Origin of the sequence: Allofrancisella heilbronnii (assembly GCF_000710735.2) — a bacterium.
Taxonomy (GTDB): Bacteria; Pseudomonadota; Gammaproteobacteria; order Francisellales; family Francisellaceae; genus Francisella; species Francisella frigidaquae.
In genome coordinates this window covers 498,955-523,855 of the sequence record NZ_CP144673.1, presented here as the reverse complement: position 1 = coordinate 523,855, position 24,901 = coordinate 498,955, and the positions used below count along the sequence as shown (strand labels likewise).

Here is a 24,901-nt window from a genome sequence, read left to right as displayed (position 1 = left end):
AACTGATGCTTGACGCTAAATATATAAAGGATAATTTACAAGAAGCTGCTCAAAAATTAGCTACTAGAGGATACCTTTTAGATTTAAATTATTTTGAAACCCAAGAAGCTAAAAGAAAACAATTACAAGAGAAAACTCAAGACTTACAAGCTAAGCGTAATTCTATCTCAAAAGAAATTGGTAAAAGAAAAGCTAAAGGTGAAGATGCTAATGACATTTTTGCTGAAGTTAACAATATCAATGAAGAATTAAAAACAGTTGAAAAAGAATTAAAAGCTATACTGGATTCTATCAACCAAACTTTGTTGTCAATGCCGAACATACCAGCTGATGATGTTCCTATTGGTAAAAATGAAAGCCAAAATATTGAAATCAGAAAATGGGGAACCCCTCGTAATTTTCACCCAGAAGCACAACCTAAAGATCATGCCGACATAGGTGAAACTCTAAAGATGATAGATTTTGAAGCTGCTGCTAAAATAACAGGCAGTCGCTTTGTAATCCTAAAGAGCAAAATTGCTAGACTACATAGAGCTTTAATCCAATTTATGCTAGATACACATACTGAAAATCACGGCTATGAAGAAGTGTATGTCCCTTATATGGTCAATGATGATAGTCTATATGGTACAGGTCAACTACCAAAGTTTAGTGAGGATTTGTTTAAGCTAGAAGGTGACTTCAAATATAGCTTAATACCTACTGCTGAAGTACCTCTTACAAACCTAGTAAGAGATGAAATAGTCGAAACAAGTTCATTACCAAGGTACTACACTGCTCATACTCCTTGCTTTAGAAGTGAAGCAGGATCTTACGGTAAAGATACTAAAGGTATGATACGCCAACATCAGTTTGAAAAAGTTGAGCTTGTACACATCACTACAGCAGAAAAAGGTGAAGAATCTTTAGAGTTACTAACTTCACATGCTGAAAAGATACTACAAAAACTTAATTTACCATACCGCGTCATGAAACTATGTACTGGCGATATGGGCTTTAGTGCAAAAAAAACTTATGACCTTGAGGTATGGCTACCTTCACAAAACACATATAGAGAAATTTCATCATGTAGCTGGTGTGGAGATTTCCAAGCTCGTAGAATGAAAGCTAGGCATAAAAACCCTTCTATGAAAAAGCCCGAGCTAGTCCATACTTTAAACGGTTCTGGACTTGCTGTTGGCAGAACATTACTAGCGATAATTGAAAACAATCAACAAGAAGATGGCTCTATTATGGTTCCGGAAGCTTTGATCAGCTATATGGGTGGAATATCAGTTATTAAGTAATCCGTAAGAGATAATCAAGTTTTTTTAATCAGACATAATAACCAGACTATTTTTTATAATATCTAATTTGTAATACCTTATCATCGCCACTGAGCATAAATTCCTAGATACCCCGATATATAAATTTTTAAGTTGACCGTAATATAAATTTTATAAAAAGTTAATTATTAACTTTAATTTAAACTATTTTTTATGTTATGAATATTTTATTGTCATATATTTAGGTTTTATGAAATGAATTTTTACGAATATAGAGATGGTAATGATGGTATAGTTAGATACAATTACAAAAATGAGATACTTACCCACCTACCAGATAAAGACGCTAGTATTCTTTGTGAATTGGTGTATGAAAGTAGATTACTTAATACGTTTAGTAACCAAAAAAATATATCTCTATCAAATTTGATATATAAAGATAATAAGAAAACCCTAAAAGATGGCGTAGAAACTCTTTTATCTTCAGATGTAAAAGATGCTTTAGAACAATACCCTCATCATTACTATCCAGTATTAGCAAAATATAAGTTAGTAGCTACAAGTTTAGATTTTGTATCAAGGAGCCAATCAAGTTTTTTTGGTACAGCACCAAGTTATTATGCAATTGTAGTGGCGAATGTTAATGATAAAGAGAATAAAGGTATTTATGTTATTAATAGAGGTACTGACAAAGCCTGGGATTATTGGTCAGATTTAAAAATGGGTCACGGTAAATTAATACCAAGTGCTGAAATCATTCCGCATATGATAGCAGGTATAAAATTTGCAGAGGAGGTATTAGCTAAATACCAAGTAAGAAGTATCGGTTTTAGCGGTCATAGTTTAGGTGGCTCAATAGCGCAAATCCAAAGCATAAGATTTTTTGATTATAAAAAAGGCTTAAGCTTAGCACCTACTAAATGTTTTGAGCCTTTTGGGACTAAGTCAGAGGTTGATCCAAGTTTTGGCTTTAGGTTTAAAAATAAATATTATTATTCTGATATTAACTTATGGAAGGGTTTTCGTTCTCAAGTATGTAATGTGGGTATAGAGTGGAAATGTAATAGTTGGCAAGAACTAAGTGACAGATTAATCCATAAGTATCAAAGAAATGCTAAACTTATAGCAAACAATATTAAGAATTTTATCAGACAAGGCGATATAATAGCTGAGTTGTCAGCGCAAATAGGTGATTCAATAAAATTAGCAACAAACATTAATAATAATTACTATAACTATATACCACAGCAAACAAGTGGATTAATAGCTGTACCACAGTTTTTATTTGAGTTGTTAAGAAGGTTAACTATACATAAGATAAGTTGGTATAGGTATAATGCATATGCTGAGAATGGTGACTTAATTCCTAATCAGATCGATAAGAAAAATGTAAAAATATTTAAGCTTTCAGCAAATTATAAAGATATACAAAGTTTTAGAGAGGCATTTAAAGATGATAACTAAGATTTCAAAAAAGTTTTTTATTTTAACTTTGTTGTTAAGTATTATGTTGCTCACATCATGTGCTAAATCATTATGGCTAGGTAATAAGCTTAGTGATAAAGCAACAAAACAGCAACAAGAACAAGTTAAGCAAGAAGTTATGCAACTTCTTGAAAAAGAATATAATCAGCCATTTAAATTATTAAATTATAAGTATGAATATAAAAGACATTATGATTTAGGTGGTAATTGTCACTATTGTGATGTTGTGAAATATGGTACATATTATTTCAAAATACAAGCTCCAGACAACCCAATTATAGTTATGGATTTTAGAATTGATGATATGAAGAAATCATCAACCAATGAATTGTTAGAGGATTTTAAAAATAAAAAATTAAGTACAGAATATTGCGTAACTTTAAGCAAAATATATATGTATCAAAAACAGAAAACTGTAGATCAAAGCAATCTAGAAAGAGCAAAAAAATATTGTAATAATAGAGGTCAAAATGGCTATAAAGACTGGGAAAATTTGTTTAGCTGTAATAGCTTTGACTTAATCTGACATTGTGTATAAAATAAGATGTCAAATTAAGGAAGAATAAAATGAATGCATCTCAAAAGATAATCAAACCCAAATTAGGTCTGTTAGAATTAGCAAAACAATTAGGTAATGTCAAGCAAGCTTGTAAAGTGATGGGTTACTCAAGAGACAGCTACTATCGCTTTAAAGAGTTATACGATAATGGTGGAGAATTAGCTTTACAAGAAATATCCCGTAAGAAGCCATTAGAGAAAAATAGAGTTGAGGCACATATTGAGCAAGCAGTAGTTAATATGGCTTATGAATATCCGGCGTATGGACAACATAGAGTATCAAATGAATTAGCAAAGCAAGGAATATTAGTCTCAGGAAGTGGAGTTAGATCTATTTGGCTTAGACATGACTTAGAGAATTTTAAGAAGCGATTAACAGCACTAGAGACCAAAGTAGCTCAAGATGGCTTTATACTTACAGAAGCTCAATTACAAGCTTTAGAAAAAGAAAAAGCTAAAAAGGTTGCTACTGGTGAGATTGAAACGCATCATCCAGGTTACTTAGGATCTCAAGATAGCTATGTAGGGTATATAAAAGGTATAGGTAAGATATATCAACAGACATTTGTAGATACGTATACTAGAGTAGGATTTGCTAAGTTATATACAGAAAAAAATGCAATAGTAGCTGCTGATATGCTTAATGATAAGGTATTACCATTCTTTGAGGAACATGGAATAGATCTATTAAGAGTATTAACAGATAGAGGCACGGAATATTGTGGAAAGCTGGAGAATCATTCCTACCAGATGTACTTAAGCATAGAAGACATTGACCATACTAAAACAAAAGCTAACTCCCCTCAAACTAATGGTATCTGTGAAAGATTTCATAAAACTATGAAAAATGAATGTTATGAGACAATGTTTAGAAAAAAGGTTTATTCAACGATTGAGGAGATTCAGCAAGATGTTGATATATGGCTGGATTATTACAATAACGATAGACCACATTCTGGTAAGCACTGTTATGGAAAAACGCCTATGAAAACTTTTATTGACTCAAAACCTTTGGCAAAAGAGAAAAATTTAGGTAATATGTTTGATAAATCTGACACTAGTTTAGAAATAAATTCAGTCTCAAATTAATTGGTGACTGTCAGATCAAGTTTGAGCTACTACAGTTTAGCTCCAATTAATTGCTTTGCGCTATTTGAAACCAAGTCAGAGGTTGGCTTAACTCTTGCTTTAGGTACTAAAAATCTATACAAGCTCAGAAATGTTTTAAAATCCTAATAACTCTTTAGCATGCTTTAAAGTATTTTCTGATATATCTACACCACCAACTATCTTTGCTATTTCTTGCACTCTTTGGTCTACTGTTAGCTCTATAATTTTCGATTCTGTAGTGTCTTTAAGGTACTTTTTATTAACATGTAAATGCGTATCACCTTGAGCTGCTACTTGGGCTTGATGCGTTATACACAAAACCTGTAATTTTTCTGATAATTTTTTAAGAAGTCTGCCGACTATTTCAGCTGTAGCTCCTGAAATACCAACGTCAACCTCATCAAACACTAAAGTTGGATATGATTTTTTTGCAGCCGATACTGCTTGTATTGATAGTCCAATACGGCTTAATTCACCACCTGAAGCTACTTTTTTGACAGCAGCAAGTTGCTCACCAAGGTTAAAATTTATTTTAAACTCACATGTATCTAGTCCCTTTGAAGTTTTATTTTCACTAGAGGATAATTCAACTACAAAACTACCTTTAGGAATATTCAAAGAACGAATATTTTTCTCGACTTGTATTGAGAAAATTTTGGCTGCTCTATGGCGAGCTTGAGTTAGGTTTTTTGCACACTCGTTATATACTTCCTCGAGTTTTTGCCTTTCTATGATTAGTGATTCTAGTTTGCTGTTTTCTTGTGAAAAGTTATCTAATTCTGTTTGTAATTCTACAATATACTCATATAGATAACTAGGTTCTACCTTGTGCTTACGTGCAAGATCATAGATTTCACTCATTCTTTGCTCTACTTTAGCTAACTCTTCAGGGTTCTGTTCTAAAGATTCTAGTTTATTTTGTGCTTCCTCATAACTTTCTTGAGCGTATACTTTTGTTTGTGATATTAGCTCTTGTAAGTTTGAAAAACCTTCACTTTCTAGTTTACCAACTTCTTTTTCAAGCTCCGCTAACATTGCTATAATGTTTTGGTCATTATCATACAAAGCACTAGTGATATAGCTTAAACTATAGTTTATTTGATCTACATTAGATAAGTTCTTTTGGCGTTGTGACAGTTCTTCAAACTCATTTTCCGCTAACTCTAAAGAAATAAGTTCTCTAAGCTTATATTCTAATAATTCTCTTTGGCTATTTTGGCTATTTACAACCTCTTTTAACTCTCTAATCTGTAAATCAGTTTTTTGTAGGTTATAATAAGCTTTTGAAACTTTACCAACAAGCTCATCATTATTAGCAAAACTATCTAGTAAACTTAATTGGGACTTTGGATCAAGTAAATCCTGATGAGAATTTTGGCTATATATATTTATCAGTTTATCTGATATTTTTTTTACATCACTAGCTTTTGCAACACTACCATTGATAAAAAGTCGGCTTTGCTTAGATTTATTGACCACTCTGCGAAATGTACACTCATCATTTTCATTTTCAATAAACAGCTCTTCAAACATTTTTTTTACTTTTTGGTTCTCCTTGATGCAGAAAGTAGCAGAGACTTCTGTGATTTCATTATCCTGTAAAAAATTCTTTTCTAACCTTGCTCCTAATACAAAACTAAGTGCATCAAGTAGGATTGATTTACCAGCGCCTGTTTCACCTGTGAGCACAGTCATACCTTTTCTAAAATCAATATCAGTAGACTTTATAATCGCAAAATTTTTTATTGATAAATGTAATAACATAAAAATTAATTAAATTAGTTCTAACCTAGATAAATATATCTGTTCTTGTAGATTTATACAATACAGTCACATCTATAAAATTACTATAATAAAGAGACTGCTATTAGCTGGAATTAGACGAGTGATAACAAGACAAAAATATTCTAAAAAGCACAGTTTAATACCATTAAAGTCATATAATTTAGGTTATATTAACTTCGTAAACTAAAGGCTTATAGAAATCTTTAGTTTATTCTGTGGCAATGCTCTTTCATATTCACGCTGTAATCTAGTTTTAAATTGCAGTATTTTTTGAGTATCAACAATCTTAGGTAAATCTAAATATAAATCAACAAATATAAAACGTCCTGACTGTGTTATTTTAATATTATTTATTGGTAAATTATAACCTTCACTTGCTACTACCCTTGCTACTTTAAAAATCTGTTTCCTAAGCTCAGAAGAAGGTGCAGCATCTAATAAATGTTGGTATGCTTCTTTGATAAGCCTAATAGGATTAATCACAATATAAAACCCGATCAAAATTGCTACTATTGGATCAACGTAAACTGCTAATTTATCAAATCCTGATTTTTCTAAAACAAACCCTATCGTTATATTAAAGATAACTCCCAAGCCTAATAAAGCATCAGCTTTCCACATTTGGGCATCAGTAAGTAAAATCTTTGACCCTGTTTGGTTAGCTCTTTTATTAACAAAGAAAAACATATAAACGCATAACGCTGTACCTACCATTTCTGACAACAGTGCTACACCATAGTTTGGTTTAATCGTGTGAGTAAACATATTAAATATAGCCATCAAAATCACACTAAGTGCCACTAATAGCACAAACCAAGATTCTAGAATTATAAATACTGGCTCTAAACGATAATACCCATAGTTATAACGTTTATTTGCCGGTTGATTAAGTTTTCTTAAAACATATATCGAAATAGCATAAATCAAAATAGAAATAACTGAGTAGCTTGTATCTAATAAAACCGTTAATGATTGTGCAAAATAGACTATTATTATACTAAAAAAAGCGTAGCCAATCGCTATAATAAAATTGGTTTCTAAGGTTTTTTTCTCTAATTGTTTATCAAAAATCATTATGTTAAAAAATTGGTTGATTTATAAATGTATAAACTAAGGATACTATAAATAAAATTTGTTTAATTATTTATTTTATACACTTTTTCACAGAAGATTACAAGTATTTAAATCACTTACCTTCCAGTAAATTAAGTATTTTTTACTTATAAAAAATATATTATAATTTCCCCGACCAATAAATATGTATGATACAAAATTGAAAGGAATTTTAAAATGCAATTATCAAGAAGAGTTCAAGCTATGCAAGCTTCTCCTGTGCGTAAATTAGTGCCGTATGCTCAACAAGCAGAGAAAGCTGGGAAAAAAGTTTACCATCTAAATATTGGTCAACCTGATATAAAAACTCCTAATGAGTTTATGGATGCAATTAGAAACTTTAACCAAGAAACTATAGCATATTCAGTATCAACAGGTGAGCCGAGTTTGATAAAAGCAATTTCAAAATACTATAAAAGGTTTGATATAGACTTCGCTGAAGATGAAATCTTGATAACTAATGGTGGATCTGAAGCTCTTATCTTTGCAGCTATTGCTACTTGTAATGCTGGTGATGAAATACTAGTACCAGAACCATTTTATACAAACTATAATGGTTTTACTATGGCTGTTGATGTAGTTATAAAGCCTATTACCACCAAAGCCGAAGAAGGTTTTCATCTACCCAATAAAGAAGAGATTTTAGCTTGTGTAACTAGCAAAACAAAAGCTATTATGTTATCTAATCCAGGTAACCCTACAGGCGTTGTATACTCCAAGGAAGAATTAGAGCTACTTGCTGAAGTTGCTAAAGAAAAAGACTTATTTATAATAAGTGACGAAGTATATCGTGAATTTACTTACGATGGTTTAACTTGTACTTCATTTGGCAATATCAAAGGTGTTGAAGATAGAGTAATAATAGTTGATTCGGTATCTAAACGCTATAGTGCTTGTGGCGCTAGAATTGGCTCAATTTGCTCCAAAAATAAAGAGTTTATAAAACAAACCATCAAACTATGTCAATCCAGATTATGTGTGGCAACTTTAGAACAAATTGGTGCAGCAGCTCTTTATGAAGTCGATGAGCAGTATCTAAAAGAAGTAAATCAAGAGTATATGAAAAGAAGAGATATAACATATACCGCTTTGTCAAAAATGGAAGAAGTAATCTGTGAAAAGCCTACAGGTGCTTTTTATGTGATTGCAAAACTTCCTATTGATGATACTGAAAAATTTGCTCTATGGATGCTAACTGATTTTGAAGATAACAAAGAAACAGTTATGTTTTCTCCAGCTGCTGATTTTTATGCCACTAAAGGTCTTGGTAAAGATGAAATCAGAATAGCATATATTCTTGAAGAAAAAGCACTAAAAAGAGCTTTAGAACTTCTAGAAAAAGGTATTAAAGCTTATAATAGTAGAAAAATCTAAAAGGATAAACCTTTTACAAAAACTAAACTCTAAAGAGTGTTAAAATTATTAGCATAAATTTTTCTAAAAAAGCGAGTCGTTGTATGTATTTATTAGGGATTGAAGCTGGTGGCACTAAGTTTTTTACCACTGTAGGTGATATACAAGGTAATGTTATAGAACGTCACCGCACCAATACTACAACTCCTGAGCAGACCATGGCTGAGGTTTTGGAAGTTTTTAGAAGTTACCAAACTAAATATAATATAAAAGCTGTAGGGCTAGCATGCTTTGGTCCAATTGATATTAACACTAAGTCAAAAACTTATGGTTATATAACAAACACACCAAAAACATCATGGAAAAATTTTGATATCCTTAGTTCAATTAAATCTAACTACAGTGGCTCTATTGGATTTAACACAGATGTTAATGCGGCAGCAATTTGTGAGCAACTTTGGGGAGCTGGTAAGGATGTCAACAACCTTCTATATCTAACAATTGGTACTGGCATTGGTGGTGGTATCATTTGTAATAAAAAGCTTGTACAAGGTGCAATGCACCCTGAAATTGGTCATATATTTATATCTCAAAACCCTAAAGATAATTTTAAAGGTTCTTGTCCATTTCATGGTAATTGCCTAGAAGGTCTAGCATCTGGAACAGCATTAAAACAAAAATATAATGTCACCTCAGCTGGGGTAATACCAGATGATCATGAAGCTTGGATATTTGAAGCTGAATACTTAGCAAAAGCTATTGTAAACTATATTTATGCATTCTCTCCTGAGAAGGTTATCCTAGGTGGTGGCGTAATGCATAAGACTATATTGTTTGATATGATACGTGAAAATGTTGTTAGATATCTAAATAACTACCTTGACTACCCTGCCTTAAAAAATATGTCTGAGTTTATTGTACCAGCATCGTTTGGAGATAATACTGGTGTTAAAGGCTCTCTTGCTTTAGCTCTAGATGCTTATAAAAACTAAAGTCATACCTGCCAGACGGGTATTCTATGGTTAATAAAGCTGTCATCTTCGTGCTCGACAAATCGATCTCTTAAATATCAGATAAAAGCCAAAAAATTTGCGTTTACGCTGGTGGTCCAACTTTAGCTTCGAGTGTAGTAGTTGCTGTGTAGCTAACTCCACCAGCTATAAATGATATTGTAATATCTGCTGAATAATTACCTTGATTAGCGGCGCCACAATCTAATCCCCCCAATGCAGAATCACCACCAGTATCAAATGAAACTGTTGTAGCAGTGAGACCTGAAGTTATTGTGCTCAAATCAGCAGCAAGTAGGGAACATTTAGCAGCACGTGCTGCTTCAGCACCACCTGAGTAAGTTACAGTAACTTGTGTATAAGGACTTCCACTACTGCTGTTCTCAAATCCAGGAATAGCTGTATTACTTATACTCACAAATTGATAGACCTGCCCTGCTGCTGACTTTAAAAGAGAGTTCTGTAATAAAGCATCATTGTTATCACTAGGATTTGTGCACCCAGCTAGTATAACTACACTGGATAAAACGACCATACTTAATATTTTATTATACACCAACATAAAAATTCATACAATTAATTTAATACACAATAAATAATAATATATATAAAAAATAAAGTAAAGTTATTGCAATAAAAAAATATATTAATTTATAATTTTTTATTAATTGCATTTTTACGTAACTGCCACAATTACTATTTTCTCACTTATATTATTTAAATATTACTGTTAAAATCTTTACTAAACCAATTGAAACTTAGATATATCCTTGCTAAAACGAATTTTTTCTAATCATATACTGTCAAAATCTTTGTTGACTATGTTTGTTCAAGCACTTGGTCAAGGTTGTGCTTTTATTACTGCTATACTTTTAGCTAGGCATCTTGATATTAACGAATATGGTTACTACATATTTGGTGTAACAGTCGCAACAATTTTAGCTGTAATAGCAACTATGGGAGCTGGTGGAATACTAGCACGTACGTGGGGTAAATCTAATCTATTTGACTATCAAAGAGATAAAGAAACCTTTCTAGTACAAAACTGGTATTTTAAAAGAGGTATATCAATTATCTTTGCTACTCTTTTACTAATATTTTTTTATAGTTACTTTAGAGGTTCGGTTAACTATATTGAGATATTTGCACTTTTTTTTGCAATCCCATTTTTTGTAGCTAATATTTTACAATCTTTTTTTGTTGCAAAGAGGATTGTAGTTTTAGCAAACCTACTACAGCTTGGTTTGCGTGTTATTATGTTGTTTATAACTGTTTTTTTTATTGTTTGGTATTTAAACAGTACTATAACTTTAGTCGCTAGCATGGCTGCTATTATGCTTATATACATAACTCTAATATGGCTAAGCCAGCTTAAAAAATACTCCTTTAAAAGTTCTAAGCCTAGTGGCAGTAACTTATCGTTTGCACTTATGCAGTGGGGACTTTTACTTCTATCTCAAATAGATATTTTGATATTAAAAGGAATATCAGATACCAAAAGTATAGCTTTGTTTGGTGTAGCATTACAGTTAAGTGCTTTGGTAAGTTTTGTGCTAAACGCTGTAAACTCAAATGTCCTCTCACAAATTGCTGATGACTATAAAAACTGTTCTCTTATAGAGTTTCAAAAACGTGTGACATCTTACACAAAAATTATTTTCTTTTTATCAATTTTTGCTATCGCAGGGCTTTTAGTGTGTGGTTATCCTATTACATTATTATATGGAGAGCAATACACTGTTTCTTATTATATCTTCTCTATCTTGATGGTTGGACAAATTATAAATATATTATCCGGTTGTGTCGCAACTATTCTAAATATGGCAGGATATGAGAAAAAGACTTGTATAGCTTTTTATATCGCTTTACTTATAAATATAGTTTTAGGAATTATATTTACAGAAATCTGGGGGGTATACGGCCTAGCAGTAGCTTCTAGTTTATCTATGACATATTGGAATATACATCTACTATATCAAGTGGTTACAAAACTCAAAATTAACCCTACTATCTTCATAAAAATATAAACATACTAAATAAAAAGCTTACTTATCAGGTTGAAGCTTATTATTACTCTCTTGTGCAACATCATTGAGTTTTTTAGAAACGTCATTAACTGCTTTATCAACAGCATGTTTAGCTTGATCAACGGATTTACTTTCAAGATTAGGGATAAAAAGTAGTATTAAAATTAATACGACAGAAACTATAAAAGAAATGATTCGTTTATTTCTTAATTTTTTAAATTTATTTTTCATTATAAACCTAAAACCTCTCGCGTTTAGAATAAAAGGATACTATGGCTAGTATAACGCTTTAAATAATTAGGTTTTAGTATTATTTAGCAATCATCATTAGCTGTCAACTTACTCACACAGTTTGTAGATCCATCAGCCATATTACCTAAATTTTCTGCCATTGCTATTTGGATATCATCAAGCTTATTTGCAGTAGCAGCCATAACATCATATATTCCATTTCCTATAGCCTTTATAACACTGTAAGTACCACTACCAATCATTTTAACAGTATTTGAAATACCATGACCAATAGCACTCACCGCAGTTTGTAAAGTCTGCCAAGAATTATCTAAAAAGCCCTGGTCAGATGACACTTGGGCTTCAGACGTTGCTACGACATCTGCTAATACTGGTGAAGCAAATCCTAGAGATATAAATATTGTTATTAAATATACTAGTTTTTTCATGTTTTGTTTCCTTTTTTACGTAGTTAACAAACTAAATAACTAATAGCTATACTAATATAGTTGATATTTGTAATCAAAGGAATTCTTAAAAATGAAAAGTATACTAATTAGTATAAACCCCTGTACATAATAAACAAGTTACAAACTTTTGCATTTACACTTGTATTTTTTAAAGCACATTTGCGTTTAGCAGTTGTTAAGCCATTGAAATAGCAACTACAACTGTTTGAGCATCGCGAGTTTTGTAGTTGCCAATGGCGTACAACTAAGCGATAGCATGTGCTAGCATTTTTGCATACTTTTTTTGCAATGAAAAAAGTATGTCGCTATAACTTACGTAGTAAGTAGCGAAACCAATCACTCTACCCAATAAAAAATAAACACTTTCTAGGGTTCATAAAACTTAAATACTATATAATATTACTCATATCTTTTTTACTACAAATATTTTTAAAATCTTATGCAAAGCTCAGAAGTATCAAAACAAGATAAGAAATCAGCTCGCAAATGGTTAAATGAAATATCTTTACCAGCAAAACTATGGATACAATTAACTGTAATAGTTAGTTTTGTTAGTGGTTTACTACTTATCGGACAACTCTACCTATTAGCCCATATTTCATATGATGCTTATCTACAAAAACAGTCTTTTGATCAGTTGAAGATGTATTTTTTTGCCATAATAATAATAGTAATTTTTAGAGCTAGTTTAAGCTGGTTACGTGAAATAGTAAGCTACAAAGCTGCCGTTATAGTAAAAAAACAGCTCCGTGAGGATATCATGACTCATATTAATAAACTTGGACCTATTGGTATTAGTCAAACATCAAATGCTAATATTATAAGTAGTGCTATGGAACAAGTCGAAGGATTAACAGGCTTTTTAACTAAATTTTTACCTCAGGTAACTTTGTCTGGTCTATTACCATTAGCTATTTTAGCTTTTGTATTCCCACAAAGCTTTGTAGCTGGAATTATCTTATTAATTTGTGCTCCTTTGATACCGCTATTCATGATAATTGTTGGACTAGGTGCTGAGTCTGAAAGCCAAAAGCACTTTAAAAGTTTAACCCGTATGAGTCTAACATTTTTAGATACTTTAAAAGGTTTAACAACTTTAAAACTTTTTAATAAAAGTAAATCTCAAAGTGACAAAATTTTCCAAGCTTCAGATAATTATAGGATTCGTACTATGAAAGTCTTAAAGATTGCCTTTTTATCATCTGCTGTTTTAGAACTATTCGCAGCTGCTTCAATAGCACTGGTAGCAATATATTTAGGTATGGGTTTTATAAATGCTGGAGCTGGAAATAATATCTGGTGGTCTTTGCATAATTTAAACCTTCAAGGTGCTTTATTTATACTTTTGCTTGCTCCTGAATTTTTTATGCCTTTACGTGAACTAAGCACTCATTATCATGCAAAAGCCGAAGCTGTGGGAGCAGCTATAGAGATAGCAAAAATATTTGATATGCAGCCACACTCTCAAACTAAAGATATAGAGCTAGTAGACACTATAAAAACTATCGATATACAAAATTTGACAGTAAAATACGGTGAAAGAATCGCTATTAATAATATATCTTTAGAAATACAAAATAAACAAAAAATCGCTATAGTTGGAGCTAGCGGTGCTGGTAAGACCACGCTTATCAACACAATCCTTGGCTTTATAGGATACCAGGGAAATATAATTATTAATGATTCTATAGAGCTTAAAGAGATACAAGAAAAATCTTGGCTTAGAAATATTTCTTGGCTAGGTCAAAATGCCTCCTTATTTAAAGGCTCAATCAAAGATAATCTAACTCTTGCAAATAACATCGCTTCGGATAAAGGGTTAGCCAAAATTATAGAGCAAGCAAGTTTAAGCAATTTTATACAATCACTACCCAATAAACTTGACACTCAAATAGGCGAGCAAAACTTTGGTATATCAGGTGGACAAGCTCAACGATTAGCTCTAGCAAGAGCTTACCTAAAACCACATAATTTACTGATACTTGATGAGCCAACAGCCAGTCTAGATAAAGATACTGAAACTAAAGTTATAGAGTCACTTAAATCTAATTGGCATGATAAAACAGTTATTATGCTAACTCATAAATTAAGCTTTCTTGAGTGTGTGGACCAAATTTACGTATTAGATAATGGCAAACTTGTTCAGCAAGGTAGCTTTAAAGAGTTAATTGAAAAAGAAAGTGGAGAGTTTTACAACTTTTATAAAAATGAGGTGACTGTATGAGAGACTTAATACCTTTTATAAAACTCTTTAAAAACCAATCTAAATGGATGCTTTTAGGAACCTTATTAGCATGGTCAGCTATACTGATGGGTGTTGGACTTATGTCGTTATCAGGCTGGTTTATATCATATACAGGGTACCTAGCTACAACTGCTTATGCTATAGCCACTTCATTTAATTACTTTTACCCTTCTGCTGGAGTGAGAACATTTTCTTTAGGTAGAATTGTTAGTAGATATGGTGAAAGGATACTTACTCATGAGGCTACCTTTAAGATTATCACAGACATACGCGTGTGGTTTTACCAAAAGCTTGAACCCCTTGCACCATCACATTTATACAAATATAAAAGTGGTGATCTATTAACGAGATTAGTAAACGATATTGCAGCTTTAGATAATTTATATATCCGTATACTTTCACCGACCGTTGTTTTTGTGTTAGCAACTCTGGTTATAGCGGTATTATTTAGCTTTTTCAGTTTCACATTAGCTATTTTTACAACCTTAGCTTTATTATTTACTGGCTTTGTAATACCTTTATTTAATAGTGTTTTAGCTTTTAAAAAATCACTCTCTTTAAATAAAAAAAGTAATGAATTAAAAACTGATATAGTTGAGCATATTAACTCTCTTACTGAATTAAAAATATTTGACTTAGAAAATAAACATTTTGAAAAGATAAAACAGCATAACCTTCAGCTATTACAACAAGAAGCTAAACTAAGTATTATTAGCGGTTTTGGTAGTGCTCTTATGACTTTAGCTCTTGGTTTAATTATAGTCATGGTGACGATATTTGCAGTTAAACTAACAAATGAAGGTTCAATAAACGGAGCTTTTATTGCTCTAATATTTTTAGCTATTATGGCGACGTTTGAAGCAATTATGCCTTTACCACTTGCATATCAATACCTTGGTAAAACACTATCTGCAGCTAAAAGGATTTTAAATATTACAAACTCTAAGCCAGATATTAACTACTTGGATGAGTATAAACCCATAAGCAACTATGATATAAAATTTGATCAAGTATCATTCGGTTATAGTGATAACCAACTAGTATTTAACAATTTTTCACTTGAGGTAAAAACTGGTGAAAAGATAGCTTTATTTGCTCCAACAGGTAGTGGTAAATCTACTCTTATAAATCTTCTAGCGAGATTATGGGATGTCAAGCAAGGTGGTATATCTATAGGTGGCACAAACATTCGAAAATTCAGCGAAGATCAACTAAGAAGCCTAATGACTATTATAAATCAATCTCCGCATATCTTTAACACGACGATTAGAGAAAACTTACTATTAGCAAAAGATAACGCTACCGATGATGAACTTTATCAAGCTTTGGAAGACGTTTTATTAGCTGATTATGTAAAGTCTTTACCAAAAGGCTTAGATACTTGGACTGGTGAACTTGGCAAGCATCTTTCAGGAGGACAACAAAAGCGCCTTGCCTTGGCACGAGCTTTTTTGCAAGATAAGCCTATATTAATTCTAGACGAGCCAACTGAAGGATTAGATAAAGAAACTGAAAGAGTTGTTTTTAATAACTTATGTAAACTAATGGAAAATAAGACGGTTATTTTTATCACTCATAATATTAAATTATTAGAAAATTTTGATAAGGTGGTTAAGTTTTAATCTACTTATATCTTTAACAAATAGATTCTACAATCAAAGCCTGTGCTGGACCTGATTCAGTATCATAGAATAACAAATCTATTCTTGCTTAAATCGGATTTGGAGCTGTAGCATTAAGAGTGGTAGTAGCTGTGTAGCTAACACCACCAGCTGTAAAGGATATTGTAATAGTTGCTAAATAATCTCCTGGTGTAGTACCCACGTTACAGTCTAGTCCTCCTAGTAAAGAATCAAATCCGAAACCAGCATTTGGATCAGCTGATTCAGATGTTGCTGTTAAGCTGGTAATTATTGAGTTATTATCAGGAGCCAATAGCTGACATCCAGCTATACGTGCTGCTTCAGCACCACCTGAAAAAATTGTCTTAACTTGTGTAGGGTTACTTCCATTTGCATTCTCAAATCCAGGAATAGCAGACTGATATATTCCTACTCGGTCTGCAACATTATCAGAACCTACACGACTATAAACATGGGTAAGCGAACTTTGCAGCAAAGCATCATTACTATTACTAGGGTCTGTACACCCAACCAACATAGCTGTACCAGCTAAAACAGCTAGACCTAATATTTTCTTTTTCATACTTGTGACATCAAATTTTAATAAAAAGTCTAAACAGTATAACTTGCCAACTAGTCAAAATCAAAGTTTTTTAAACCTTTAATTTTGTAATTGAAAACGCCTCACACCTACGAAGACAAATATCTTTTGAGTGTCGCCGTCTCTTGAAGTTCCCATTCGTATGGAAGTAACTAGCCAAATTAGGCTATACTAATACTTTAAAACTAACCTCGCTTGATTAACATCAAGCTTGCCTTGCCACTTTGAAATTATAATAGTACCCACAGCATTCCCTATCATATTGGTAATAGATCGTCCTTCTGACATAAATCTATCTATCCCCAATATAATTACTATCCCAGCTACAGGCACAACTCCTAAAGCGCTTAAAGTTGTTGCTAGTATTATAAAACCACTACCAGTCACACCTGCTGCTCCTTTAGAGCTAATAATCATAATTACTAACATAAATATCTGTTGCTGTAATGTAAGATCCACACCTAAAGCTTGTGCTATGAAAATAGCTGCTAATGAAAGGTATATAGCTGTACCATCAAGGTTAAACGAATATCCAGTAGGAACAACTAAACTTACTACCGCTTTATCACAACCTACCTGTTCTAATTTTTCCATTAGGTTGGGTAGCACAGATTCAGATGATGATGTACCTAAGACTATAAAAATTTCTGTCTTTATGTAATTTAACAACTTAAATACACTAATTTTACAGTAAAGCCGCAATATTAAGCCCAAAAATACCAATAAAAACAATAAACAAGTAATATAAAAACACAGCAATAAGCCTAATAGCCCAAGCAATGTACTAGCTCCATACATCCCTACAGTATAGCCCATAGCTGCAAAAGCCGCTATTGGTGAATAATGCATGACAATATGAATCATTTTAAAAAATATCTTTGATAAAGATTGGATACCTTCTAAGATTGGTTGTCCTTTATCTCCATAAAGTATAAGACCAGCTGCAAACAATATAGATATAAATAAAACTTGAAGAATATCACCATTACTAAATGCTCCAACAAAAGAGTTAGGTATGATATTCATAAGAAAATCTTTCATACCCTCAACATGTTCAACATTACCCATATAAGCTTTAGCACTATTTATATTTAGAGAGTTAGGATCTATATTTAAACTAATACCTGGTTTAAATATATTAGCTACAACCATACCTATTGTTAAAGCAACAACCGTTGCTGTAAAAAAATATAGCAATGCTACTCCCCCTATCTTACCAACTGCTTTTAGGTCTTTCATAGCAGCAATACCAGAAACCAAAGTTAGAAATATAATAGGTGTAATCATAAGCTTGATAAGCCTGATAAAAACATCAGCCAATGGTTTAAGAGTAACAGCTATATTTGGGGCACAAATACCTAATATCACACCTATAAAAATACCAATTAAAACCTGGGTATATAAATGACGAAATATTTTCATTTTTAACAAATTTCCTTAAGCAAAAGTAGACTAATAAAGTTACAAATATCTAGCTAGAAATCAAAGCATAGCTATTGTTTCGATCTCGATTTTTACATCTTTTGGTAGTCTTGATACTTCCACACATGATCGAGCTGGATAATTACTACCCAAAAATGAGCTATAAATCTCATTAATAACACTAAACTCATTCATATCTTTTATAAAAATAGTAACTTTTACTAGTTTATCTAAACATGAGCCAGCTGCTTCTAATATAGCTTTTAAGTTTTTCATAACTTGAGTAGTTTGCTCTTTTATACACTCACTAATTAAATTACCATCTGGTTTTAAGCCTATCTGTCCTGAAGTATAAACAAAATTTCCTGCAACAATCGCTTGCTCATAGGCTCCTATCGCTTGTGGGGCGTTAACCGTGTTAATTTTATTTTTTTGCATATATTACATCCGCTTATTTTTATAAACACATATATTACGTAGTAAAATCCAAAATAACTAAGATTTGTTAGCAAAATATATAATATTTTTTTATTGACAAGTTAAAAAAAATAATTGTTTAAGCTATAAATTTACCCTAAACTAAGAAGATATCTTAGAGTTAGAAAATAGAAAATGAAGTTTTTAAAACCTGCTAAGCCATTGCCTTTATTAGATGATAAAAAAATAGCTATTAAATACCCACGATGGCGTTTAAGAATGTTTCTTGTGGCATATATTGGCTACTTTACATACTACTTTGGACGTAGCAGTTTTGATGTATCTAAACAATACATAACTACCCTTTCACCAGATGAGCTAGGTTTAATTGGAGCTGGACTTGGCGTAGCTTATGGAGTAAGTAAGTTTCTCATGGGAAACATAGCAGATAGAAGTAATGCCAAAATCTTTCTTGCACTAGGATTATTAATAAGTGGTCTATTGAACCTAATCATTCCGAGTGTACTTTCTTTAGGTGTTTTACTAATGTTTGTAATCATGCTTGTAAATGGCTGGGCTCAAGGTATGGGCTGGCCAGCTTGTGCTAGAATCATGACACATTGGTTTTGCACGCATGAACGTGGTACAAAAATGGGAATTTGGAATACTGCTCATAACGTTGGAGCTGGTTTTTTAGCAATTGCAGTTGTACCTATAGGACTATATTTATTTAATAATGACTGGCATGGGCTTTTTTACGTTGCTGGTATTTTGTGTATATCTATCGCTATTTTAATACTAATATTTGGTGCAGATACTCCACAATCTGTAGGCCTACCAGCTATAGAAGTCTATAAAGGCTATGTCAACCAATCTAGCTATCAAGAAAAAGAATTCACTGCCAAAGAGATTTTCTTTAAATATGTACTAAATAATAAATGGGTATGGCTAATAGCTATAGCAAATGCCTTTGTGTATTGTGCAAGATATGGCTTACTTAGCTGGTCTACCTATTATTTAGTACAGGTCAAACATATGTCTGCAACCACTGGCTTATTAGGTTTTGCAATGTTTGAGTTACCTGCAATTCCCGGAACTATAGTTATTGGTTGGATTACAGACAGATTCTTTAATAGCCGCAGGGCTCCAGTGAGCGTTATTTGTATGATTTTATTTATAGCTGTATTATTTATCTACTGGTATAGTGATACAGCTTGGATATTGTTATTATCACTATCTGCCATGGGTGTACTTATATATGGCCCTGTCGCTTTAATAGGTATATTAGCTCTAGATTTAGTGCCTAAGAAAGCTGGTGGAACAGCTGCTGGTTTTACAGGTTTATTTGGATATTTTTTAGGAACAGTAGGAGCTCAAGCTGTTATAGGGATTATAGCAACGTACCTTAGCTGGAACGCTGTATTTATTTTTTTAATAAGCTCTTGTGTACTAGCGACTATACTTTTAAGTATTTGCTGGAATTTAAGTAGTGATAACAAATACTAATATATTTAAACCTACTCTACTGTTAGTTTATCCCTTTAAACAAACATAATTATATACACATATTATTGTTGGATATTTCTAAAACTTTAGGGCCATTTTTTGCCGTACAATATTTGACACTTAGTTTTATAGTATTTACAGTGTATAGTGTTAAACAAAAGGAGATAAATCATGAATAAGAAAAATATACCTTTATTACTATTATCTACATTATTAATATCCACTTCTTTAGCTGGACCAGCAGCAGATGTAGGTGAAAAATTGGATAATGCAGGCCAATATGTAGCTGAAAAAACTGGAGATGCCTGGGAAGCTACTAAACAGGGGGCTAAAAATACTGGCGGATTTATCAGTGACAAATCTAGTGCTGGTTGGGAAGCTACTAAAAAAGGAGCTAAAAATACTGGTGAATTTATTAGTGATAAATCTAGTAATGCTTGGGAAGCTACTAAAAAAGGGGCTAAAAACGTTAAAGAGGCATTAGATCCAAGAGGCCCAGCTGAAAAAGCTGGCTCTGCTGTTGACGATGCTGCTAAAAAAACAAAAAAAATAGCAGAGGCATAAACGTTCTTTCTCATAACTTAAATCATGTTTTTCGTTTGTTTTTTAAAAAAAATGAGCTATTTTACTTTTTATACTTATAGAACTTTCTTGTGCGTTCCCCTTGTTAAAATCTGTCTTTAATTCATTCTGCTTGTTAAATTTTGACAGTTACTTTCTAACAGAAATATTAACACCAACGAATAAAACAATATAAAATTGCTACTCGTAATAATCTTCAGTAAAAACAAAATTACTTTGTGGGTAAGTACTATGGCAAAAAAAATACATGAGCGTATAAAATCTAACTTAGGTTATGCCTTCTTAGGCGCCGATAGAAAAGGTGTCTGTTTCGGGTCAGTTGTTACTTTCTTTCATGAGACAATCGTAAATAATAATTATTTTTTAAAAAGCGATGGTGTACATATTAGCTTAGTTAGATCAGAAGCTCTACAAATGAAATTCCAGAAAAAAAACTTTGATGTTGATGCGATTTTAGAAGAACAATTTCTACAAAGAATCAAAATAAGTGAAGATCAAGTATATAAACCTTCCAAATTTTTAAATGAAATTTATTCTAGATACTCAAATTCACATGTAGGAGGATATCTTTTAGAACTAACGGGAGATAATTCTGGTCACGCTGTTGCTTTTTTCATAACAAGAGATAATAAGTTATTATATTTAAATTCTAATTATGGTCTTTATTTGCTTGACGACGTTGAAAATGATTTAAAAGACTTAAAAACAAACTTTTTTGATATTAAAAAAAATAAATATGATTTATATTCCTTATATCATGTAATTGAAACTCCTAAAAATTTTTTCAATTAAGAAAGTTTATCGCAAAACCAAAAACCCTATAGCTAACTCGCTAAAAAAGAGTACGTCATTCAGTTAGGATTGACCACGTAATCCACAGGAATAGTTTGATTTTAAGCTATTCCAGTTAATACTACTTTTATAACTAGTAGGCTATATTTGTTATCATTATGTATGCTAAAAATTGGTTTTCTATAAAACGACTATTTAAGGCCTAGATAATAAGTTACTTTTTATACCAACTCCCAGTTTGTTGGTCTTTGTAATACTTTTGTTTAACTGCTGTCCAAGCTACCTGATGTGATACTGTTTCTCTATCTTCATCGGTTCTTCTTTTTGATTCATCCTTATACTCATCCCAAGCGTTATTAAAAGCTTCTTTATAAATTTCTTGAGCATGTTTTAGGTAGCACGTTCTGTACCCCTTTTGGTAATTCACTCAATGCATTATAGGGCATCTCTCCCCTCCCTTAACCGTTTACGATCTCTCCACCATTAGGATGAAGCACTTGACCTATGAAATATTTACTCTCTACCTCGTTAGCAAGAAATACGTAAGCAGGAGCTATATCCGCAGGTTGCGCTGGTTCATCTAGCAAAGTACTTTCTCCAAAATGTTCCACCTTTTCTTTGCTAAAACTTGAAGGTATTAAAGGAGTCCACACCGGTCCTGGAGCTACAGCGTTTACTCTTATACCATCTTTAATTATATTTTTTGCTAAAGAACGTGTAAGTGCTACAATAGCACCCTTTGTGGAAGAATAATCAATCAAGTCAGGCCTACCCTTATAAGCTGTGACAGAAGTAGTATTTATTATGCTAGCTCCTTTTTGCATATGCTTTAAGGCCGCTTTTATCATATACATATAGTGATAAAAATTAGTTTCAAAAGTTTCTTTTAACTGCTCTTCTGATATGTCAAGAAAATCGTTTTGAGGAAATTGCACAGCTGCATTATTCACTAACACATCGATACTTCCAAAATGTTTATAAGATTTTTCAACAAACTCATAGCACTGTCTACTATCTTTAACATCAATTTCTACTGCTAATATATCATCTTTAGCGTTAGCTATTTTTCTTAGTTCTTCTAAAGTCTTTCTAGCATCATCTTCTTCTCGAGTGTGGTAAGTAAAAGCAACTTTTGCTCCTTCTTTTACAAAATGTAATGCCACAGCTTTACCTATGCCGCTATCTCCACCTGTGATAAGAGCAACTTTACCATTGAGTTTGTTTGCAGGATTATACTCTTTGTAAATATGAATAGGCTTAACATTCATCTCAGAAGTTAACCCAGGTTGCTCGTTTTGAATATTTTCTTCAGATTGTTTCATTTTTATTCCCCTTTTTTTTAATAAAACTTTTTAGTTCTGTAGAAAATACCTTAGATAATTTAATACGTTTCCTAGGGTATTAGACATTATAAAATTCTGCTAAAGTATCTCCTGTCCAATAAGAAGAATCAGCTTTGGGCCAATTATTTTTGTCAAAGCCAGGAGCTTTTTCTAAATCTTCTTTTGACTTATCAAGCTTAAACTGTTTATTAGCTGTATCTATTTCAAAAGCTGTTAGAGGAATAGCAAACAATTTATCTCCTATTCCTAAGAACCCGCCAAATGATACGACTATATAAGCTACTTCTCCTGTTTCAAGATTTAGCATAATTTCTTTTACATCACCTAAATCTTCTCCATCATAATTAACTACTTTATCACCTATCAATGTGCTTGCTGATAACGTTAAGTTCCCCATATTTTTCTCCTTCTTTTTTATTTATATTGCTTACCTTTTGTTGTCAAAAGGTAACTTCATATTAACGTGTCAAAAAATAATTTCAAATTTATACAGCAAAAAATATCACTAAGGTTGCGGTGTTTTTGTTATAAAAATCAGGAAATTCCATAACATATGTGGCTAGTGGCTAAAAAACCGTTTGGAAATGAATTTTTAAGATCTTTCTAAAAAATGGACTCTATAATTAATAAACCTATAGAAAGAATATTTAACACAATTAGAGTATTACTAATATCTTTGATTTTACCTACAAATACTCTAAACAAACTCCATAGTAATAAACCTAAAATCATCCCATGGGTAATTGAACTAGTAAGAGGGATAATTAGTATAGTTATAAGTGCAGGTATAGCCTCTTCAATTTGTTGCCATTTGATATTTCCAATAAGTTTCATCATATAGATACCAACGATAAATAATACTGGTGCTGTTGCCACCGATGGAACTAGTGATAATAAAGGTGAAAGAAATAAAAAAGGTAAAAATAAAAAACCTATTATTATTGCACTTACACCAGTTTTCGCCCCACTTTTTATTCCTGTTGCTGATTCAATATATGAAATAGCTGAACTTGTACCAAAGATACCGGAAAATACTCCTGCTAACCCATCAACTGTTAATATTTCTTTTAAATTTTTAGGGTCGCCCTTTTCATCTAATAAATTACCTACCTCACATACTCCGATGATACCGGCCAAACTATCAAACATAGTAGTAAATAAAAATGCAAATATTGCTGGCCAAAAAGCAATAGAAAGTGAATTTACTAAATCTAACTGACCAAACGTTGAAAAATCTGGCATAGCTATAAAACCATTAAATTTAGCTTGCAACCCCAAACTAGGGAATAAAAAGCTTAAGCTAAAATAAATTACTGTTACTCCAATTATCCCAATAATAAGGGCTCCTGTGTAACCATAATAAATCAATACACCTGTAACTAACAGTCCTACTAAAAATAGTATAAAAGAAACATTTAGGTCTGCCATTTCTATAAGGTTTTCAGGGTTAGGTGCTAAAACATTTGCAGCTTTTAACCCCACTACAGCTATTAACAAACCAATACCACAAACCACAGCATAGCGTACTTGGCAAGGAATTGCTTTAACGATCAAAGCTCTTAAGTTTATCATTGATAAAAATGTAAAAATTATTCCTGACCAAAATACAATACCTAAAGCGATCTGCCAGCTAACCTGCATATTTTGCACGATCGCGTAGGTGAAAAAAGCATTTATTCCCATACCAGGTGCGACAGCTATAGGACTATTACTAAAAATTCCCATCAGTAAACAACTTACAAAGGACACTAGTACTGTTGCTGTAAGTGCTCCACTAAAAGGTATACCCGCATGTGATAATATAATTGGGTTAACTACTACTATGTACAACATAGACAAAAAAGTAGTCACCCCTCCTATTATTTCATATTTTAATGAAAAATTATCACTTTGATATATTTCAAAAATTTTTAATTGCATACTTACTCCTAAAATGCATAATTAGGTTTTGTAACACTCTCTGC

The 24,901-nt window shown here is 32.1% G+C and carries 23 protein-coding genes and 1 pseudogene; 12 read left to right on the top strand and 12 right to left on the bottom strand.

Annotated elements, in window-relative coordinates:
- Positions 1-5 precede the first annotated feature (5 nt).
- The 4 genes from serS to FRA_RS02460 all read left to right on the top strand — a co-directional run bounded on the left by serS (position 6) and on the right by FRA_RS02460 (position 4,397).
- Positions 6-1,286, top strand: a complete 1,281-nt coding sequence (gene serS, locus FRA_RS02475) for a serine--tRNA ligase (RefSeq protein WP_035721650.1) — start codon at positions 6-8, stop codon at positions 1,284-1,286.
- A gap of 234 nt (positions 1,287-1,520) precedes the next feature.
- Positions 1,521-2,729 carry an alpha/beta hydrolase family protein gene (locus FRA_RS02470; RefSeq protein WP_035721647.1) on the top strand — a complete coding sequence of 403 codons (1,209 nt, stop codon included), beginning with the start codon at positions 1,521-1,523 and terminating at the stop codon, positions 2,727-2,729.
- Positions 2,719-3,276, top strand: coding sequence for a hypothetical protein (locus FRA_RS02465; protein ID WP_464110833.1), 558 nt, complete (start codon positions 2,719-2,721; stop codon positions 3,274-3,276). Before FRA_RS02470 ends, FRA_RS02465 begins: the two co-directional genes overlap by 11 nt.
- A 41-nt stretch (positions 3,277-3,317) precedes the next feature.
- Positions 3,318-4,397 (top strand): IS481-like element ISFw3 family transposase, encoded by a 1,080-nt coding sequence (locus FRA_RS02460; RefSeq protein ID WP_035718769.1) that lies wholly within the window; start codon positions 3,318-3,320, stop codon positions 4,395-4,397.
- Between the two features lie 135 nt (positions 4,398-4,532).
- Here the strand turns inward: FRA_RS02460 and recN are convergent, their stop codons facing one another.
- Together recN and FRA_RS02450 are read right to left on the bottom strand one after the other, a co-directional pair.
- Complete coding sequence (gene recN, locus FRA_RS02455) at positions 4,533-6,182, bottom strand: DNA repair protein RecN (protein ID WP_035721620.1); 1,650 nt, start codon at positions 6,180-6,182, stop codon at positions 4,533-4,535.
- Positions 6,183-6,386: 204 nt separating this feature from the next.
- On the bottom strand, positions 6,387-7,277 hold the full coding sequence (locus FRA_RS02450) for a cation diffusion facilitator family transporter (RefSeq protein WP_035721618.1): 891 nt from the start codon (positions 7,275-7,277) through the stop codon (positions 6,387-6,389).
- 216 nt (positions 7,278-7,493) lie between these two features.
- Between FRA_RS02450 and FRA_RS02445 the strand changes: the two genes are divergently transcribed.
- Positions 7,494-8,690, top strand: coding sequence for a pyridoxal phosphate-dependent aminotransferase (locus tag FRA_RS02445; protein WP_035721617.1), 1,197 nt, complete (start codon positions 7,494-7,496; stop codon positions 8,688-8,690).
- Positions 8,691-8,773: 83 nt separating this feature from the next.
- Positions 8,774-9,661, top strand: coding sequence for an ROK family protein (locus tag FRA_RS02440; protein ID WP_035721615.1), 888 nt, complete (start codon positions 8,774-8,776; stop codon positions 9,659-9,661).
- Between the two features lie 103 nt (positions 9,662-9,764).
- Here FRA_RS02440 and FRA_RS02435 read toward each other — a convergent pair whose 3' ends face one another.
- Positions 9,765-10,235 carry a hypothetical protein gene (locus FRA_RS02435; RefSeq protein WP_464110832.1) on the bottom strand — a complete coding sequence of 157 codons (471 nt, stop codon included), beginning with the start codon at positions 10,233-10,235 and terminating at the stop codon, positions 9,765-9,767.
- A 214-nt stretch (positions 10,236-10,449) separates the two neighbouring features.
- Here FRA_RS02435 and FRA_RS02430 point away from each other — a divergent pair, with 214 nt between their 5' ends.
- Entirely contained in the window at positions 10,450-11,706 is a 1,257-nt protein-coding gene (locus tag FRA_RS02430; protein WP_035721609.1) for a lipopolysaccharide biosynthesis protein, read from the top strand.
- A gap of 18 nt (positions 11,707-11,724) precedes the next feature.
- Here the strand turns inward: FRA_RS02430 and FRA_RS02425 are convergent, their stop codons facing one another.
- Both FRA_RS02425 and FRA_RS02420 read right to left on the bottom strand, forming a co-directional pair.
- Entirely contained in the window at positions 11,725-11,937 is a 213-nt protein-coding gene (locus FRA_RS02425) for a hypothetical protein (RefSeq protein ID WP_035721606.1), read from the bottom strand.
- Between the two features lie 83 nt (positions 11,938-12,020).
- Complete coding sequence (locus tag FRA_RS02420; protein WP_035721604.1) at positions 12,021-12,386, bottom strand: hypothetical protein; 366 nt, start codon at positions 12,384-12,386, stop codon at positions 12,021-12,023.
- A gap of 460 nt (positions 12,387-12,846) precedes the next feature.
- On the opposite strand from FRA_RS02420, the gene cydD reads away from it, so the two are divergent.
- On the top strand, positions 12,847-14,631 hold the full coding sequence (gene cydD, locus FRA_RS02415) for a heme ABC transporter permease/ATP-binding protein CydD (protein ID WP_035721602.1): 1,785 nt from the start codon (positions 12,847-12,849) through the stop codon (positions 14,629-14,631).
- Complete coding sequence (gene cydC / locus FRA_RS02410) at positions 14,628-16,274, top strand: heme ABC transporter ATP-binding protein/permease CydC (RefSeq protein ID WP_035721599.1); 1,647 nt, start codon at positions 14,628-14,630, stop codon at positions 16,272-16,274. The genes cydD and cydC overlap by 4 nt, the downstream gene beginning before the upstream one ends.
- An 88-nt stretch (positions 16,275-16,362) precedes the next feature.
- On the opposite strand, the gene FRA_RS02405 is transcribed toward cydC, so the two are convergent.
- The 3 genes from FRA_RS02405 to FRA_RS02395 form a co-directional block, all read right to left on the bottom strand.
- Positions 16,363-16,857, bottom strand: coding sequence for a hypothetical protein (locus FRA_RS02405; RefSeq protein WP_035721596.1), 495 nt, complete (start codon positions 16,855-16,857; stop codon positions 16,363-16,365).
- A 189-nt stretch (positions 16,858-17,046) separates the two neighbouring features.
- Positions 17,047-18,297, bottom strand: coding sequence for a C4-dicarboxylate transporter DctA (gene dctA, locus FRA_RS02400; RefSeq protein ID WP_035721593.1), 1,251 nt, complete (start codon positions 18,295-18,297; stop codon positions 17,047-17,049).
- Between the two features lie 60 nt (positions 18,298-18,357).
- On the bottom strand, positions 18,358-18,735 hold the full coding sequence (locus FRA_RS02395; RefSeq protein WP_035721590.1) for a RidA family protein: 378 nt from the start codon (positions 18,733-18,735) through the stop codon (positions 18,358-18,360).
- Between the two features lie 174 nt (positions 18,736-18,909).
- On the opposite strand from FRA_RS02395, the gene FRA_RS02390 reads away from it, so the two are divergent.
- The 3 genes from FRA_RS02390 (at position 18,910) to FRA_RS02380 (ending at position 21,594) form a co-directional block, all read left to right on the top strand.
- Positions 18,910-20,220, top strand: a complete 1,311-nt coding sequence (locus FRA_RS02390; protein ID WP_035721588.1) for an MFS transporter — start codon at positions 18,910-18,912, stop codon at positions 20,218-20,220.
- 171 nt (positions 20,221-20,391) lie between these two features.
- Positions 20,392-20,784, top strand: coding sequence for a hypothetical protein (locus tag FRA_RS02385; RefSeq protein WP_035721585.1), 393 nt, complete (start codon positions 20,392-20,394; stop codon positions 20,782-20,784).
- Positions 20,785-21,033: 249 nt separating this feature from the next.
- Complete coding sequence (locus FRA_RS02380) at positions 21,034-21,594, top strand: hypothetical protein (RefSeq protein ID WP_035721583.1); 561 nt, start codon at positions 21,034-21,036, stop codon at positions 21,592-21,594.
- A gap of 214 nt (positions 21,595-21,808) precedes the next feature.
- Here FRA_RS02380 and FRA_RS02375 read toward each other — a convergent pair.
- The 4 genes and pseudogenes from FRA_RS02375 to FRA_RS02360 form a co-directional block, all read right to left on the bottom strand.
- Positions 21,809-22,040 (bottom strand): annotated as a pseudogene (locus FRA_RS02375) (ChaB family protein).
- A gap of 12 nt (positions 22,041-22,052) precedes the next feature.
- Positions 22,053-22,916 carry an SDR family oxidoreductase gene (locus tag FRA_RS02370; RefSeq protein ID WP_035721581.1) on the bottom strand — a complete coding sequence of 288 codons (864 nt, stop codon included), beginning with the start codon at positions 22,914-22,916 and terminating at the stop codon, positions 22,053-22,055.
- Between the two features lie 79 nt (positions 22,917-22,995).
- Positions 22,996-23,334 carry a PRC-barrel domain-containing protein gene (locus FRA_RS02365; protein WP_051686806.1) on the bottom strand — a complete coding sequence of 113 codons (339 nt, stop codon included), beginning with the start codon at positions 23,332-23,334 and terminating at the stop codon, positions 22,996-22,998.
- Positions 23,335-23,540: 206 nt separating this feature from the next.
- Positions 23,541-24,857 carry an NCS2 family permease gene (locus FRA_RS02360; protein ID WP_035721579.1) on the bottom strand — a complete coding sequence of 439 codons (1,317 nt, stop codon included), beginning with the start codon at positions 24,855-24,857 and terminating at the stop codon, positions 23,541-23,543.
- Positions 24,858-24,901: the final 44 nt, after the last annotated feature.